Source organism: Bradyrhizobium sp. MOS002, assembly GCF_003020115.1.
GTDB lineage: Bacteria > Pseudomonadota > Alphaproteobacteria > Rhizobiales > Xanthobacteraceae > Bradyrhizobium.
This window is the reverse complement of record NZ_PYFX01000001.1, coordinates 303750-320445: the sequence shown is the minus strand read 5'-3', so window position 1 is coordinate 320445 and position 16696 is coordinate 303750. Positions and strand designations below refer to the sequence as shown.

Below are 16696 nucleotides of genomic sequence, written 5' to 3'. Positions count from 1 at the left end.
CCCATGAACCGTCGCGACGTTCTGGCGCTTCTTGGGATGGCCGCGGCACTGCCGGCCTCGGTGCTGGCGCAAGCGAATGCGACCCGCCGGCTCGGCGTGCTCTCGGTCACTGCGGCGGACGATGCGATCGGGCAGACGCGTAGCGCCATTCTGGTCGAGGCGCTTGCCGGCCTTGGCTGGAAGGAGCATGACAGTCTCAAGATAGATTGGCGTAACGGCGGCGGCGATCGCGCGCGCATCGCGCAACTCGCCGATGAGCTCGTGGCGCTCAAGCCCGACATCCTGCTTGCGGTCGGCACGCCCTCGGTGGAGGAGCTGCGCCGGCGCACGACGACGATCCCGATCGTTTTCGCCGTCGTCACCGATCCTGTCAGCCAAGGCTTTGTCCAGAATCTCGCCCATCCCGGTGGCAATGTCACCGGCTTCACCGATTACGACGGCCCGCTCGCCGGCAAATGGCTGGAGATGCTGTCACAGGTCATGCCAAAGCCGTCCCGTGTCTTCGTCGTCTACAATCCCGCCACCGCGCCGTTCGCGCCGCTGATGCTGCGGACGATCGAGGACGCCGGCCGCGCGCTCGATGTGACGGTGGAGCCCGCGCCGGTCCATGACATGGCCTCGATCGCCGCCCTGGCCTCGCGGAAAGACGGCGGCCTGCTGGTGCTGCCGGACTTCTTCACCATGTTCAACCGTGCGCTTCTCCTGTCAGCGATCAATGAAGCGCGCGTGCCGGCGGTGTTCTGGAGCCGGACCTTCGTCGACGAGGGTGGCTTGATGTCCTACAGCACCGACAGCGCCGAGCAGCTCCGCCGCGCCGCCTCCTATGTCGATCGCATCCTGAAGGGCGCGCGAGCGGCCGACTTGCCGGTCCAGAATCCGACGACGTTCGAGCTGGCGATCAACTTGAAGACGGCCAGGGCGATCGGCGTCACGCTTCCGCCAAGCCTGCTCGCAACCGCGAACGAGGTCATCGAGTAGGATTTGGCTGCGACCGCCGGCATGGCTGGATTCGTTAATTTTCGCCCTAGGTCTGCGCCTGCACGCTTTCAAGAGCGCCTCGCAAATACATAATCGCGACCATTCCCTCTCCCGGAGTCTTGTGTAGAATCCTGCCGATGCCGAAATCATCCACGACCGCTGAACACTGAATCCTTTACAGAACCCTTTGCTGAACCCTTGGGGTCGTGATCCCGACCAATGACAGCGCGGAAAAGGCCTTTTCCCGCCAATCTTTTCCGCCTTGGAGGAAATATGAGCGGTTTCGACATTTTCGCGATTGTGCTGGTCCTGCTCGTCATCGTAACGCTGGTGGCCGGCGTGAAGACGGTACCGCAGGGCTATGACTGGACCATCGAGCGGTTCGGCAAATACACCCAGACGCTGAGCCCCGGGCTCAATCTGATCGTGCCTTATTTCGATCGCGTCGGACGCAAGATCAACATGATGGAGCAGGTGATCGACATTCCCGAGCAGGAGGTGATCACCAAGGACAATGCCACCGTGACGGTCGACGGCGTCGCCTTCTTTCAGGTGTTCGACGCGGCCAAGGCGAGCTACGAGGTCTCCAACCTGACCCAGGCGGTCACCGTGCTGACCATGACCAACATCCGTTCGGTGATGGGTTCGATGGATCTCGACCAGGTGTTGTCGCACCGCGACGAAATCAACGAGCGCCTGCTGCGTGTGGTCGATGCCGCCGTTTCGCCCTGGGGCCTCAAGGTCAATCGTATCGAGATCAAGGACATCGTGCCGCCGGCAGACCTCGTCGAAGCCATGGGCCGACAGATGAAGGCCGAGCGCGTCAAACGCGCCGACATCCTTCAGGCTGAAGGTGCACGCCAGTCCGAGATCCTGCGCGCCGAGGGTGCCAAGCAGGGCCAGATCCTCCAGGCTGAAGGTCGCCGCGAGGCCGCCTTCCGCGACGCCGAAGCACGCGAGCGGTCGGCGGAAGCTGAGGCCAAGGCGACGCAGATGGTCAGTGAAGCCATTGCCAAGGGCGACGTCGCGGCGCTGAACTATTTTATCGCCGACAAATATATCAAGGCGTTCGGCCAGTTCGCGGACTCGCCGAACCAGAAGATCATCATGCTGCCGATCGAAGCCACCAGCATGCTCGGCTCGCTCGCCGGCATCGGCGAGATCGCCAAGGCGACGTTCGGCGAAAGCGCGGCGTCCGCGGCCGCTGCCGCCCGCCGCGGCTCGGTGCCGTCGTCCAGCCCGACGCCGCCGGTGCCGCCGCGACAGGGATAGTCACAACGCATCCCCGGCAAGGTGGACGCCGTCTTCCGATACGGGCATGCGTTTAAATTAAAGAGGTCGTGTCATGACCGACATGTTCGTATCGCTCGGCACCTGGAACTGGCTGATCTTCGGCTTCATCCTGATGGCGCTGGAGGTGCTGGCGCCGGGAATCTTCCTGTTTTGGCTCGGACTCGCCGCGTTGCTGGTCGGGCTGATCTCGTTCGGAGTAGCGATATCCTGGCAAATCCAGCTCGTGATGTTCGCGATCTTCGCCGCCGCCGCCGTGCCGGTATGGCGCCGGCTCGCCCGGCCGAAGCCGGATGCACGTGCGGCCAGCCCCTTCCTCAACAAGCGCGCGGATGCGCTGCTCGGCCGCGAGTTCACGCTGGAGAAGCCGATCGTCGACGGCAACGGCACCATGCGTATCGGCGACACGGTCTGGCGCGTCGCAGGTCCCGATACGCCGGCGGGCACGCGTGTGAAGGTGGTGCTGGTCGACGGTGCGAATCTGACGGTGGCGGCGGCGTAGCTGTCGCCTCCTTGTCATTGCGAGCGAAGCGAAGCAATCCAGACTGTCTCTGCGGAAAGATTCTGGATTGCTTCGCTTCGCTCGCAATGACGAGCTAGTCGGGACGGCATCGCCAAACTTAGGCCCGGCTCTTGCTGCGCCACCTCTCCGCAAACCGGTGCAGCGGCATGAACGTCTCGCACAATTCCCGCCCGAGCGCCGTCAGCCCGTAACCGCCGGCTTCGCCCAGCTCCACTAACCCGGCCTCGCGCAAATCGTTCAGCCGCGCCTGCAGCACCGTCGGCGAGGCCTCGCCGCAGGCCGTTCGCAATGCGCGCGAGGTGAGGGGGGCGTCGCGCAGCTCCCACAGGATCCGCAGGCTCCAGCGTCGCCCCAGGAGGTCGAGCAGCACCATGATCGGCCGCCCGGTGCGCGAGCCGCGGACGCTGCGCGATCTGGAGGAGGTCTGTTTCGCCATCGTCGCCCTCTTGCGCACTGCTACAAATAATGTAGCGTATTGCTACAATAAATGTAGCAAAGGAGAGAGCAATGTCCAAGGCCCCGCCGCGCATTGCCCCGCTCACCCCGCCTTATCCCCCGGAGATCCAGGCGCAGTTCGACCGCATCATGCGCGGTGCGCCGCCGCTGCTGCTGTTCCGGGTGATGGCGGGCCACACCCGCGCCTGGGACAAGTTTCGCGTCGGCGGCCTGCTCGATCCCGGCCCGCTCTCGTTGCGCCAGCGCGAGATCGTCATCGACCGCACCTGCGCGCTGAACAAATGCGAATATGAATGGGGTGTGCATGTCGCGATCTTTGCCGGGTCGGCGGGGCTCAGCGAAGCCGAGGTGCGTGCAACCGTGCAGGGCGTTGCGGCGTCGTCGTGCTGGTCGCCGGCCGAACAGGCGCTGATCGCCGCCGTCGACGCGCTGCATCACCGCGCGACCTTTGACGACGCCGAGTTCGCCGCGCTGTCAGCGCATTACGACGAGGCGCAGATCCTGGAGATCATGCTGCTGTGCGGTTTCTACCGCACGGTGTCGTATCTGGCGAACGGGCTGCGGCTGCCGCTGGAGGAGAGCGCGGCAAGATTTCCGCAGCTCTAGCCACACGTCATTGCGAGGAGCTCTGCGACGAAGCAATCCAGGCAGTGTCCGCGGTGACAGTCTGGATTGCTTCGCTGCGCTCGCAATGACGAGCGGAGAGAGCTTGTCTTAAGCCACGCCGGCCCGCAGCAGATCGTGCAGGTGCACGATGCCGACCACCTTGTCGGCCTCGGTCACGAGCAGCGTCGTGATCTTGCGGGTGTTGAGCACCTCGATCATCTCGGTGGCCAGCATCGAGGGCGGCACGGTCTTCGGCTGCCTGGTCATGATGTCGTCGACCGACGCCGTCAGCAGGTCCGGCCGCATGTGGCGGCGCAAATCGCCGTCGGTGATGATGCCGACAGCCTCGTTCGCATCGTTGACGATGCAGACGCACCCCAAACCCTTGGCGGACATCTCCATCACCGCGTCCGACATCTTGGTGCCGAGCGGCTTGAGGGGGATCTCCGCTCCGGTGCGCATGTAGTCGCGGACGAATTTCAGCATCGCGCCTAACTTGCCGCCGGGGTGGAAATGCGCGAACTCCAGCGCGGTGAAGCCGCGGCCTTCGAGCAGCGCGATCGCGAGCGCATCGCCGATTGCGGCCTGCATCAGGGTCGAGGTGGTCGGCGCCAGATTGTGCGGGCAGGCCTCGCGCGCCTTCGGCAGCTCGATCACGATGTCGGCCGCTTGTCCCAGCGAGGACGTTGCGTTCGACGTCACCGCGATCATCGGGATCGCGAACCGTGCGGAATAGTTCACGAGAGTCTTCATCTCCGGCTGCTCGCCGGACCAGGACAGCGCCATGATGACGTCGTCGGTGGTGATCATGCCGAGGTCGCCATGGGCGGCTTCGGCGGTGTGCACGAAGAAGGCGGGCGTGCCGGTCGAGGCAAGCGTTGCCGCGATCTTGCGACCCATGTGGCCCGACTTGCCGAGCCCTGTGACGATGACGCGGCCCTTCGCGTTGCGGATCAGATCGACCGCCTGGGCGAAGCTCGCGCCAAGCGGGCCGCGCAGGGCGGCGGCGAGCGCGTTGATGCCCCCGCTCTCCGTTTCCAGCGTGCGGAGTGCGGATTCGACGCTGTCGGGAATGGGGCCGGATGATTGGGTCATCAGCGGTTTCGAACTCGGCATGTTCTGGTCCAGGGAGGAGGGGCGTTCGCCCGTTGGCGCCTGCTTAGCACGCCACGGCCTTCGAGGCGACGAGGGCGCCCCGACCCTCAACCGGTCGTTAACCATAATTGTTTTAACTCCATTAACGATGGTTCCCATCGATCGGTGGGGACGATCGCGAAAGTGTTTGATTTCGTTGGAGTTCTTCCATCGTGGGGTCGTCTCCAGGCACGAGCCGGAGCAAACGCGCGCATTTCCTGCGCGCGGCTTTGCCGTGCTTTGCGCTGACGGTCCTGGGAAGCGCCCCCGTGACCGCCCAGAGCCTCACCCCAGACCTGTTCAGCCCCAACCGCGGTGGCTTCGCCTCGCCCGACACGCTGCCGACGCGCCGTACCGCGGGCGTGCCGCAGGCACCGTCTGATGCGCTGCCGACACTGCCCGATCCCAACGCCGATTTGCGCAAACGCCAGCAGACGCCGGCGCGCGCGGGCCAAAACCCGACCAACCAAAGCCCGACCAGTCAGGTCCCGATCTACGGCTTGCCCGCCGCCAATGGCGCCAGCGCTTCCGGCTACGACTCGCTCAACCGCAAGCGACAGCAGCCAAAGTTTTATCCCGGACAGGCGAAGCCGAAGCGCCCGGTCGGCCCCGGCTCGCCGGTGCCGCCGGCTACGCCGGAGCGAACGCTCGGCCCGCCACGCATCGCGCCGCCGCCCTCCGAGACGGCGCACAAGACTCCGGTCGCCCCGGCGATGGCCGGCAACGTGCCTGGCCAGCCGCTGCGCCGCCGCCTCAAGATCGATGACGATGCATTCGGCGCGGTCGGCGACTATGCCGGCAGCTTCCTGATCAAGGGCGGGCTCGAGCTCTCCACCGGCTACGACACCAACCCGGCGCGTCTAAACAAGCCCATCGGCTCGCCGGCCTATGTCATTGCGCCCGACCTGCTCGTGGCGTCCGACTGGGAGCGCCACGCGCTGGTCGCGGATCTGCGCGGCTCGTTCTCGGGCTACACCAACAACATGCCGGCGACGATCGACGGCTTTGCCTCGCCCTCGCCGGTCGAGGTTGATCGCCCCGACTTCAACGGCCATGTCGACGGCCGCATCGACGTCAATCGCGATCTCAAGTTGACCACGCAGCTGCGCCTGCGGCTCGCCACCGATAATCCCGGCAGCCCGAACGTGCAGGCCGGCCTGCAAAAATATCCTGTTTACGCCGCCTATGGCACGACCGTCGGCTTCGACCAGACCTTCAACCGCTTCCAGGTCGCCGCGGGCGCCACCGTCGATCGCACCGCCTACACCAACTCCAAACTCACCGACGGCTCCACCTTCAGCAACAACGATCGCGACTTCAACCAGTATGGCGGTGTGGGGCGCTTCTCCTACGAGCTGAAGCCGGGCCTGAAGCCGTTCGTCGAGATCCAGGGCGACACCCGCGTCCACGACCAGGCCGCCGACCGCAACGGCTTCTTCCGCGATTCGAACGGCGGTTACGCCAAGGTCGGCACGTCCTTCGAGTTCTCGCGCATCCTCACCGGCGAGGTCTCGGTCGGCTATTCCGCGCGCAACTATGTCGATCCGCGCCTGAGCCAGCTCGCGGGCTTCCTGACCTCGGGCTCGTTGATCTGGAACGCAAGCGGCCTGACCACACTGAAATTCGCCACCGACACGCAGATTGCCGAGACCACGATCCCCGGCTCCTCCGGCGTGCTGGTGCACACTTACGCCGCCGAAGTCGATCACGATTTCCGCCGCTGGCTCACCGCGGTCGGCAAGTTCACCTACGGCACATACGACTACCAGGGCCAGAATCGCAACGACAAGACCTACTCGTTTGAAAGCAATCTGATCTACAAGCTCAACCGCAACATCTGGATCAAAGGCACGCTCCGCCACGACATCCTGGATTCGAACCAGCCGGGGTCAAGCTCGCAGGGGACGGTGGTGATGGTCGGGGTGAGGCTGCAGAATTAGAGGGGGAGGCGGTCCCATCGGCGAAGCCAAGCCCGAGGCGTCGTCCTGGCGAAAGCCAGGACCCATTACCCCAAGGAGTAGTTTGGCGAAGACTCGTCGTTCGGTATTGCGACCGGTCACGATCGAGGGATCACGCGGTATGGGTCCTGGCTTTCGCCAGGACGACAGCGGATTTCTTGTCTGTCTTCGAGCTAGCGCAGTCCCCCAGACTCAGCGCGGCAGATCCGTCTTCCCCATCAGAAACGTATCGATCGACCTTGCGCACAGCCGGCCCTCGCGGATGGCCCAGACCACCAGCGACTGGCCGCGGCGCATGTCGCCGGCGGTGAATACGTTCGGACGCGAGGTCTGGTAGTCGAGCGTGTTGGCCTTGACGTTGCCGCGGGGGTCGAGATCGACTGAGAGCATCTTGAGCAGGCCCTCGTGCACGGGGTGGACGAAGCCCATCGCGAGCAGGACGAGGTCGGCGTCGAGCTCGAACTCGGTGCCGGCAATCGGCTTAAACTTGTCGTCGACGCGCACGCAGTGCAGCTTCTTGACCTGGCCGTTCTCGCCGGTGAACTTCTGCGTCAGCACGGCGAATTCGCGGACCGCGCCTTCGGCCTGGCTGGAGGACGTCCGCATCTTGAGCGGCCAGTTCGGCCAGGTCAGGCCCTTGTTCTCGTGCTCGGGCGGTGCGGGCATGATCTCGAGCTGGGTCACGGAAAGCGCGCCCTGGCGCAGCGAGGTGCCGATGCAATCGGATCCGGTGTCGCCGCCGCCGATGACGACGACATGCTTGCCGGCGGCCAGAATCTCCTGAACGCCGCCCAGCGGCTCCTCGGACACGCGGCGATTCTGCTGCGGCAGGAAGTCCATGGCGTAATGGATGCCGACGAGGTCGCGGCCGGGGATCGGGAGGTCGCGCGGGGCTTCGGCGCCGCCGGTCAGCGCCACGGCATCGTACTCGTTGAGCATCTCGCGCGGATCGACATTGCCGTCGACGCCGACATAGCTGTTGTAGTGGAAGGTGACGCCTTCACCTTCCATCTGCGTAACGCGGCGGTCGATGACGCCCTTCTCCATCTTGAAGTCGGGGATGCCGTAGCGCAGCAGGCCGCCGGCCTTGGCGAACTTCTCGAACAGATGCACGTCGTGGCCGGCGCGTGCGAGCTGCTGCGCGCAGGCCATGCCGGCAGGACCCGAGCCGATCACCGCGACCTTCTTGCCGGTCTTGTGGGCGGCGACCTCGGGCTTGAGCCAGCCATTGTCCCAGGCGCGGTCGACGATCGCGCATTCGATGGTCTTGATGGTGACGGGGTTGTCGTCGATGTTGAGCGTGCAGGAGGCTTCGCACGGCGCCGGACAGATGCGCCCCGTGAACTCCGGGAAGTTGTTGGTCGAGTGCAGATTGCGCGAGGCCTCTTCCCAGTTGCCCTGATAGACGAGGTCGTTCCAGTCCGGGATCTGGTTGTTGACCGGGCAGCCCGGCGTGCCGGGCGAGACCGAGCCGGTGCCGTGGCAATAGGGAATGCCGCAGTTCATGCAGCGCGCGGCCTGGTCGCGCGTTTCCTTCTCGGAGAGGGGAACGACGAACTCTTGGAAATGCTTCACACGCTCGGCGACCGGGGTGTACTTGCGGTCATGCCGTTCGATTTCGAGAAAACCCGTGATCTTGCCCATTAAACCCGAAGTCCCTGCCGCTTAAGTTCGTTTGTTGCCTTCTCATCGTCATTGCGAGGAGCGTGAGCTTCGAAGCAATCCAGTCTGCATCCGAGGAGAAAGTCTGGATTGCTTCGCTACGCTCGCAATGACGGGCGCTGATATTTCTCACGCCCCGATCGCGATTTTCGGCTCGGCGTCCGCGTTGGCGGCCATTTCGCGCAGCGCGCGCCGGTATTCGACAGGCATCACCTTGCGGAATTTGGGCAGCCAGTCCTTCCAGTTGGCGAGGATGTCGGCGGCGCGCCTGGAGCCGGTCGCCTTCGCATGGCGCGTGATCAGGATGTGCAGCCGCTCGACGTCGGAGGCGAGCAGGTCCTTGAACACGTCGACCCGGCCGTGCGCCTCGAGGTCACCGGAGTGGTGATAGGTGCCGGCGTTGATCAGCTCTTCCGACAGCACCGGCTCGAGTTCGACCATGGCCATGTTGCACAGCCTGTCGAAGTCGCCGGTCTCGTCCAGCACATAGGCGATGCCGCCGGACATGCCGGCCGCGAAGTTGCGCCCGGTCTTGCCGAGCACGACCACGATGCCGCCGGTCATGTATTCGCAGCAATGGTCGCCCGCACCCTCGACCACCGCCACGGCGCCGGAATTGCGCACGGCAAAACGCTCGCCGGCGATGCCGCGGAAGTAGCACTCGCCTTGAATGGCGCCGTACATCACGGTGTTGCCGACGATGATGCTCTCTTCCGGCACGATGCCGCTGTTGGCCGGCGGCTTGACGATGATCTTGCCGCCCGAGAGACCCTTGCCGACATAGTCGTTGGCTTCGCCTTCGAGCTCGAAGGTGACGCCTTGCGCCAGCCACGCGCCGAATGCCTGGCCGGCGGTGCCCTTGAGGCTGACATGGATGGTCTCATGCGGCAGGCCGGCATGGCCGTAGATCTTGGCGACCGCACCCGACAGCATCGCGCCCGCGGAGCGGTTGGTGCTGTTGATCTTGGCCTCGATCTTCACCGGTGCACCGCGGTCGAGCGCAGGCGTCGCCTGCTCGATCAGCGTGCGATCGAGCACCGCCTCCAGATGATGGTTCTGGCGCTCGGAGTGATAGATCTTCTGGCCCTTCTCTTCCTTCTGCTTGACGAACAGCTTCGAGAAGTCGAGGCCCTTGGCCTTCCAGTGCGCCACCAGCTTGGTCTGGTCGAGCAGCTGCACCTGGCCGATCATCTCGTTGAAGCTGCGGAAGCCGAGCGATGCCATGATCTCGCGGACCTCCTCGGCGACGAAGAAGAAGTAGTTGATGACGTGCTCGGGCTGGCCGGTGAAGCGCTTGCGCAGGACGGGGTCCTGGGTCGCGACGCCGACCGGGCAGGTGTTGAGATGGCACTTGCGCATCATGATGCAGCCGGCCGCGATCAGGGGAGCCGTGGCGAAGCCGAACTCGTCGGCGCCGAGCAGTGCGCCGATCACGACGTCACGGCCGGTGCGGAAGCCGCCGTCGACCTGGACCACGATGCGGCTGCGCAGCCGCTCGCGCACCAGCGTCTGGTGGGTTTCGGCGAGGCCGATCTCCCACGGCGAGCCGGCGTGCTTGATCGATGTCAGCGGCGAAGCGCCGGTGCCGCCCTCGAAACCCGCGATGGTGACATGGTCGGCGCGTGCCTTGGCGACGCCCGCGGCCACCGTGCCGACGCCGATCTCGGAGACGAGCTTGACCGAGACCGCGCCGTCCGGGTTGACGTTCTTGAGGTCGTAGATGAGCTGCGCCAGATCCTCGATCGAGTAGATGTCGTGGTGCGGCGGCGGCGAGATCAGGCCGACGCCCGGCGTCGAATGCCGGACCTTTGCGATGGTCGCATCGACCTTGTGGCCGGGCAGCTGGCCGCCTTCGCCGGGCTTTGCGCCCTGTGCCATCTTGATCTGCATCATGTCGGAGTTGACGAGATACTCCGTCGTGACGCCGAAGCGGCCCGAGGCGACCTGCTTGATCGCCGAGCGCATGCTGTCGCCGTTCGGCATCGGCTTGAAGCGGTCGGCTTCCTCGCCGCCTTCGCCGGTGTTCGACTTGCCGCCGATCCGGTTCATGGCAATCGCGAGCGTGGTGTGCGCCTCGCGCGAGATCGAGCCGAAGCTCATCGCGCCGGTGGCGAAACGCTTGACGATGTCCTTGGCCGGCTCGACCTGGTCGAGCGGCACCGGCTTGCGCTTCTCTTCGTCCGCGTTCTTGATCCGGAACAGGCCGCGCAGCGTCAGGAGACGCTCCGACTGCTCGTTGAGGATCTTCGCGAAAGCGCGGTAGCGCTCCAGCGAATTGCCGCGCGCGGCGTGCTGCAGCAGCCCCACCGACTCGGCGGTCCATGCATGGTCCTCGCCGCGGCTGCGATAGGCATATTCGCCGCCGACGTCGAGCGAGGTCTTGTAGACGAGCGCATCGCCAAACGCGTCGGCATGGCGGCGCACCGCCTCTTCGGCGATCTCGCCAAGACCGACGCCCTCGACGCGGGTGTGGGTGCCGGCGAAGAATTTTCCGACGAATTCCGCCTTCAGGCCGATGGCGTCAAAGATCTGCGCGCCGCAATAGGACTGGTAGGTCGAGATGCCCATCTTGGACATCACCTTGAGCAGGCCCTTGCCGATCGACTTGATGTAGCGCTTGACGATCTCGTAATCGTCGAGCGAGCCGGGCAGGCGGTCCTTCATCGCGATGATGGTCTCGAACGCCAGATACGGATTGATCGCTTCCGCGCCGTAGCCGGCGAGACAGGCGAAGTGATGCACTTCGCGCGGCTCGCCGGATTCGACGACGAGGCCGACAGAAGTGCGCAATCCGGTGCGGATCAGATGATGATGCACGGCGGCGCAGGCCAGCAGCGACGGGATCGGTACCCGGTCGGTGCCGACCATGCGGTCGGACAGGATGATGATGTTGACGCCCTCGCGCACCGCGCTCTCGGCGCGCGCGCAGAGCTCGTCCAGCACCTGGTCCATGCCGGCCGCGCCGAGGCCGGCGTGGAAGGTGGTGTCCAGCGTGCGCGACTTGAAGTGCGACTCGGCGACGTCGGAGATCGAGCGGATCTTTTCGAGGTCCGCGTCGGTCAGGATCGGCTGGCGCGCTTCGAGGCGCTTGGTGGTGGCAAGCCCTTGCAGGTCGAACAGGTTCGGCCGCGGTCCGATGATGGAGACGAGGCTCATCACCAGCTCCTCGCGGATCGGGTCGATCGGCGGGTTGGTGACCTGCGCAAAGTTCTGCTTGAAGTAGGTGAACAGCGGCTTGGCCTTGTCCGACAGCGCGGAGATCGGCGTGTCGTTGCCCATCGAGCCTGCGGCTTCCTCGCCGGTGGAGGCCATCGGCGTCATCAGGATGGTGATGTCTTCCTGGCTGTAGCCGAACGCCTGCTGGCGATCGAGCAGCGACAGGTTGGAGCGGACGCCGGTGGTCGGCACCTTCGGCAGCTCTTCCAGCACGATCTGGGTCCGCTCCAGCCATTCGGTGTAGGGATGGCTCCTGGCGAGCTCGGCCTTGATCTCGTCGTCGGGGATGAGGCGGCCCTGCTCGAGGTCGACCAGCAGCATCTTGCCGGGCTGCAAGCGCCACTTGGTGATGATCTGGTCTTCGGGAATCGTCAGCACGCCCATCTCGGACGCCATCACGATGCGGTCGTCCTTGGTGACGAGATAGCGCGCGGGCCGAAGGCCGTTGCGGTCGAGCGTGGCACCGATCTGGCGGCCGTCGGTGAAGGCGATCGCGGCGGGGCCGTCCCACGGCTCCATCAGGGCCGCATGATATTCGTAGAAGGCGCGGCGCTTCTCATCCATCAAGGGATTGCCGGCCCACGCCTCCGGAATCATCATCATGACGGCGTGCGGCAGCGAGTAGCCGCCCTGCACCAGGAATTCGAGCGCGTTGTCGAAGCAGGCGGTATCCGACTGGCCTTCGTAGGAGATCGGCCAGAGCCGGTTGATGTCCTTGCCGTACAGCTCGGAGCTCACCGAGGCCTGGCGCGCCGCCATCCAGTTGACGTTGCCACGCAGCGTGTTGATCTCGCCGTTATGCGCGATCATGCGGTAGGGATGCGCCAGCGACCACGCCGGGAAGGTGTTGGTCGAGAAGCGTTGGTGAACGAGTGCGAGCGCGCTCTCGAAATCCTTCTCGTGCAGATCGGGATAGTACTTGCCGAGCTGGTCGGCGAGGAACATGCCCTTGTAGATCACGGTGCGGCAGGACATCGAGCAGGGATAATAGCCGGCGAGGCCGCGGTCGCGGCGCTGATAGATCGCTTGTGAGATCGACTTGCGCAGGATGTAGAGGCGGCGCTCGAAATCGTCCTCGGTCTTGGCGGTGCCGTTGCGGCCGATGAACACCTGCATGCAGGCGGGCTCGGTCGGCTTCACGGTGACGCCGAGCGAGGAATTGTCGGTCGGCACGTCGCGCCAGCCGAGCAGCGTCAGGCCCTCTTCCTTGATCTGGTCGGCGATGATGCTCTTGATGACGTTGCGCCAGGCGGTGTCGCGCGGCATGAACAGAGCGCCGATGGCGTATTCGCCCGGGTTGGGCAGCGCGAAGCCGAGCTCCTTCGCCTTGCGGCTGAAGAAAGCATGCGGGATCTGCACCAGAATGCCGGCGCCGTCACCGGCGCGCGGGTCGGCGCCGACGGCGCCGCGATGCTCGAGGTTGCAGAGGATGCTGAGCGCGTCCGCGACGATCTCGTGCGACTTCTTGCCCCTGATGTTGGCGATGAAGCCGACGCCGCAGGAATCCTTTTCCAGGCTCGGATCGTAGAGGCCTACGGCCGGCGGGCGTGAATTGTGTTCCTGAATCGGATCGGTCGTTTTCGAGGCGACCGTCGCCGACAGTTGCTCTGCCACGATGTTTCCGCGCTCGACTTGCGACCCGTTCATGTCCTCGTCCTCTCCATGCGGCAAGCTGCCTCACCGCCATCTTCGGCGCACCTTGGGCGTCCCGCGGCACCGCTTCTGGGTCACCGCTCGTCCGCTCGCGAGCCGCATTTTCTTAAATTCAGGCCAAGGCGTTCTTCGTCCCCGAGAACGGCTTTGCCTGTTGCCTTCTTGGCGCTCGAAAGCACCGAACTTCGTTGCAATCCCTATGCCGGAACCGCAAGCAAAATTGAGACAGTCTTCCTGTCCTAACCATCACCTTGCCAAATTTTTGTCTAGCACACAAGCGCGCGCAAGTCCCGATTCCCCATATGTCAATCAATCGCTTTCCAAAAGTTGCGCGGCCCTGGTTTTGAAGCAAACGCGCCCTGATCCGGCCCCGCCGACGCCGGAATCCCGAATGAAGCTTCGGATCGACCCTTCGGAAGGCGCGCCACGCCGCAAGAAGCGAAAGAGCGCGAGACGTTCGGGGGCTGACAGGAGCGTGTCGACCATGAAGTTTTTCACAGGATGTGTGGCCGCTGCCACGCTGGTGCTGGTTGCAACCGCGGCTCAAGCGCAGATTTTTGCGCAAGTTCCGGGGAACGGTATCGGGAGCGGCACCGCCATTGCGGTGTCGGGTTTCGACGGACCCTATGCGCCGTCGGACGCGGCGCCGCCACCGCCGCCGCGTTACGGCCAAGGCTACGGATACGGCTACGAAGACCGCGGGCCGAGCCCAGTGCTGCTACCATCGACCGAAGTCTACGCGGTGCTGCGCGAAAACGGCTTCTCTCCGCTGGGCATCCCGCGCCTGCGCGGCAGCGTCTACACCATCGCGGTGATCGACCGCCGTGGCGAGGACGGCCGGCTGGTGATCGATGCCCGCGACGGAAGAGTTTTGCGCTTCATGCCGGCCAGGGACGCTTACGGCATGGCGCCGGGCTACGAGCAGCCTGCGGTTGCGCCTTACCGCCCGCAAAGCGCACTGCCGCCGCCGACCATGGTCCGCAGTGGTCCGCCCCGCCCACCGGCTCCGATTCCGCATGTCGCCAGCCGCACCGTCCCGCTGCCGAAGGCCGCCCCGCCGCGCGAGGCGCCGGTCGCCGCCAAGCCGGCCGAGCCTGCGACGCCGCTAGCCCAGGCGGCCGCCGTGCAGGCAAAGCCCGCCGAGGTCGCAGCGCAAGCTGCAGCGCCAACCGTCGGTCAAGCCAAGTCGCCCGCGGCGGCGATCCTGCCGACGCAGGAGATGCCAGCCGCGCAAGGGTTGGATTAGGAAACGCTGCGCATCACACCAACGGTGTCGTCCTGGCGAAAGCCAGGACCCATACCGCGAGGTCTGTCGATTGTGCGTGGTGTGAGGACCGGATGACTAGTCTTCGCCAAACCTCTCTCCCTGGGGCAACGGGCCCTGGCTTTCGCCAGGACGACGATGCGGCGGGCGTTCAGCAAACGAAAAAAACGCCCCGGGGCACCGGGGCGTTTTCGCAACCTGGAAGTGACGTCCGTGATTTACGCGGCTACCGAGTTCTCGATCACCTGTGCGCCCTGCGCGCCGGTGTTGATCGCGATCTGGCGCGGCTTCTTCGCTTCGGGAATCTCGCGGACGAGGTCGACGTGAAGCAGCCCGTTCTCGAGCGAGGCGTTCTTCACTTGCACGAAGTCGGCAAGCTGGAAGGCGCGCTCGAAGGCACGCGCGGCGATGCCGCGGTACAGCACTTCCGCCTTCGAGTTCTCGTTGGCGACTTTCTCGCCCTTGATCGTCAGCGTGTTTTCCTTCGCGACGATGGAGAGCTCATCCTTGGCAAAGCCCGAAACCGCAACGGTGATGCGGTAGTCGTTCTCGCCGGTGCGCTCGATGTTGTAGGGGGGATAGCCGGGGCTGCCGTCCGAACCGGCCTGATCGAGCAGGTTGAAGAGGCGGTCGAAGCCGACGGTGGAACGGTAGAAGGGGGTGAGGTCGTACGTACGCATGGTCAAGTCCTCCATTGAGCGACTGTTGGTAACCCGCCCGCCAATCGGGCCGGGCTTTAGTCTGTGTGCAGCCTGATGTTCCGGTTCCGAAACACTGGTAGCGGCCTGCACCATGGTGATATGGGTTCAGGGGAACGGCGTTCAAGAGGGCGGATAATTGCGCCTTTTCGGCGCTCCCGCCCCTTGATCCGCAGGCCTTCGCGCCCAAGCCCTCCCCATCATGACGCTGGTCTCGATACCGTCCAATCCAGTTCCCGAAGACGTCGTCAGCGGCACCATCAAGACCCCCGATGGCGTCGAGCTGCGCTTTGCGCGCTGGGCACCGCCGGCGAACCGCAGGGGTACGGTCTGCGTCTTCACCGGGCGCAGCGAGCAGATCGAGAAATATTTCGAGACCGTGCGCGACCTGCGCGACCGCGGCTTTGCGGTGGCGATGATCGACTGGCGCGGGCAGGGCCACTCCTCGCGCCGCCTGCGCGATCCGCGCAAGGGCTATGTCCGCGACTTCGCCGATTTCGAGATCGACGTTGAGACCTTCGTGCAGCAGGTGGTGCTGCCGGATTGCCCGCCGCCCTTCTTTGCGCTCGCCCATTCCATGGGCGGCACCGTGATGCTGCGGGTGGCGCATGCGGGCAAGCGCTGGTTCGACCGCATGGTGCTGTCTGCGCCGATGATCGACCTGCCCGGCCGCGCCACCTCGTTTCCGGCGCGGGCTCTGCTGAAGACGATGCGCGTGTTGGGGATGGGCGGCCGCTATGTCCCCGGCGGCAGCGACCAGATCACAGGGCTCAATCCCTTCATCAACAATCCGCTGACCAGCGATCCCGTGCGCTATGCGCGCAACGCCGCGATCCTGGAGGAGGATCCGACCCTCGGGCTCGCGTCACCGACGGTCGCCTGGGCCGATACCGCCTTCCGCGCGATGAACACCTTCAGGGGCAAAAACTACCCGTCCGAGATCCGTCAGCCGATCCTGATGCTGGCGGCCTCCAGCGACACCGTGGTCTCGATCGCGGCGATCGAGGAGTTCGCCTATCATTTGCGCGCCGGCTCCCATCTCGTGATCGCCGGCGCCAAGCACGAGATTCTCCAGGAGCAGGACCGCTACCGTTCCCAATTCTGGGCAGCCTTCGACGCCTTCGTGCCGGGCACGCCGCTGTTCAAGTGAGGGGAGCATCCGCTAAGGCGGTGCTGCTCGGCGCTTGGTCGCAAGACCCTCATGGTGAGGAGCGCGGAACGCGCGTCTCGAACCATGAAGGCCCGGCTATCGCCCGCG

At 65.0% G+C, this 16696-nt stretch carries 12 protein-coding genes; 7 read left to right on the top strand and 5 right to left on the bottom strand.

Annotated elements, in window-relative coordinates:
* Positions 1 to 3 precede the first annotated feature (3 nt).
* From C7G41_RS01610 to C7G41_RS01600, 3 genes are all read left to right on the top strand, one after another.
* Positions 4 to 978 (top strand): ABC transporter substrate-binding protein, encoded by a 975-nt coding sequence (locus tag C7G41_RS01610; RefSeq protein ID WP_106940939.1) that lies wholly within the window; start codon positions 4 to 6, stop codon positions 976 to 978.
* 273 nt (positions 979 to 1251) lie between these two features.
* Positions 1252 to 2250 (top strand): SPFH domain-containing protein, encoded by a 999-nt coding sequence (locus C7G41_RS01605; RefSeq protein WP_106940938.1) that lies wholly within the window; start codon positions 1252 to 1254, stop codon positions 2248 to 2250.
* A gap of 73 nt (positions 2251 to 2323) precedes the next feature.
* Positions 2324 to 2770, top strand: a complete 447-nt coding sequence (locus C7G41_RS01600; RefSeq protein ID WP_106940937.1) for an NfeD family protein — start codon at positions 2324 to 2326, stop codon at positions 2768 to 2770.
* 118 nt (positions 2771 to 2888) lie between these two features.
* Here C7G41_RS01600 and C7G41_RS01595 read toward each other — a convergent pair whose 3' ends face one another.
* Positions 2889 to 3227, bottom strand: a complete 339-nt coding sequence (locus C7G41_RS01595) for a helix-turn-helix domain-containing protein (RefSeq protein ID WP_106940936.1) — start codon at positions 3225 to 3227, stop codon at positions 2889 to 2891.
* A 71-nt stretch (positions 3228 to 3298) separates the two neighbouring features.
* Here C7G41_RS01595 and C7G41_RS01590 point away from each other — a divergent pair, with 71 nt between their 5' ends.
* On the top strand, positions 3299 to 3853 hold the full coding sequence (locus C7G41_RS01590; protein ID WP_106940935.1) for a carboxymuconolactone decarboxylase family protein: 555 nt from the start codon (positions 3299 to 3301) through the stop codon (positions 3851 to 3853).
* 108 nt (positions 3854 to 3961) lie between these two features.
* Here C7G41_RS01590 and C7G41_RS01585 read toward each other — a convergent pair whose 3' ends face one another.
* Positions 3962 to 4969 (bottom strand): SIS domain-containing protein, encoded by a 1008-nt coding sequence (locus tag C7G41_RS01585; RefSeq protein WP_199198074.1) that lies wholly within the window; start codon positions 4967 to 4969, stop codon positions 3962 to 3964.
* A 191-nt stretch (positions 4970 to 5160) separates the two neighbouring features.
* Between C7G41_RS01585 and C7G41_RS01580 the strand changes: the two genes are divergently transcribed.
* A complete protein-coding gene (locus C7G41_RS01580) occupies positions 5161 to 6927 on the top strand; it encodes an outer membrane beta-barrel protein (protein WP_106940933.1) in 1767 nt (588 codons plus the stop codon).
* A 210-nt stretch (positions 6928 to 7137) separates the two neighbouring features.
* Here C7G41_RS01580 and C7G41_RS01570 read toward each other — a convergent pair whose 3' ends face one another.
* Both C7G41_RS01570 and gltB read right to left on the bottom strand, forming a co-directional pair.
* Positions 7138 to 8589, bottom strand: a complete 1452-nt coding sequence (locus C7G41_RS01570; RefSeq protein ID WP_106940932.1) for a glutamate synthase subunit beta — start codon at positions 8587 to 8589, stop codon at positions 7138 to 7140.
* Between the two features lie 147 nt (positions 8590 to 8736).
* Positions 8737 to 13470 carry a glutamate synthase large subunit gene (gltB, locus tag C7G41_RS01565; RefSeq protein WP_106940931.1) on the bottom strand — a complete coding sequence of 1578 codons (4734 nt, stop codon included), beginning with the start codon at positions 13468 to 13470 and terminating at the stop codon, positions 8737 to 8739.
* A 490-nt stretch (positions 13471 to 13960) separates the two neighbouring features.
* On the opposite strand from gltB, the gene C7G41_RS37630 reads away from it, so the two are divergent.
* The gene (locus tag C7G41_RS37630; RefSeq protein WP_199198073.1) at positions 13961 to 14722 is read left to right on the top strand and encodes a hypothetical protein; all 762 of its coding nucleotides are present in this window, start codon (positions 13961 to 13963) and stop codon (positions 14720 to 14722) included.
* A gap of 236 nt (positions 14723 to 14958) precedes the next feature.
* Here the strand turns inward: C7G41_RS37630 and C7G41_RS01555 are convergent, their stop codons facing one another.
* Entirely contained in the window at positions 14959 to 15420 is a 462-nt protein-coding gene (locus tag C7G41_RS01555; RefSeq protein ID WP_007597127.1) for an Hsp20 family protein, read from the bottom strand.
* A 220-nt stretch (positions 15421 to 15640) separates the two neighbouring features.
* Here C7G41_RS01555 and C7G41_RS01550 point away from each other — a divergent pair, with 220 nt between their 5' ends.
* The gene (locus C7G41_RS01550) at positions 15641 to 16588 is read left to right on the top strand and encodes an alpha/beta fold hydrolase (protein WP_106940930.1); all 948 of its coding nucleotides are present in this window, start codon (positions 15641 to 15643) and stop codon (positions 16586 to 16588) included.
* Positions 16589 to 16696 lie beyond the last annotated feature (108 nt).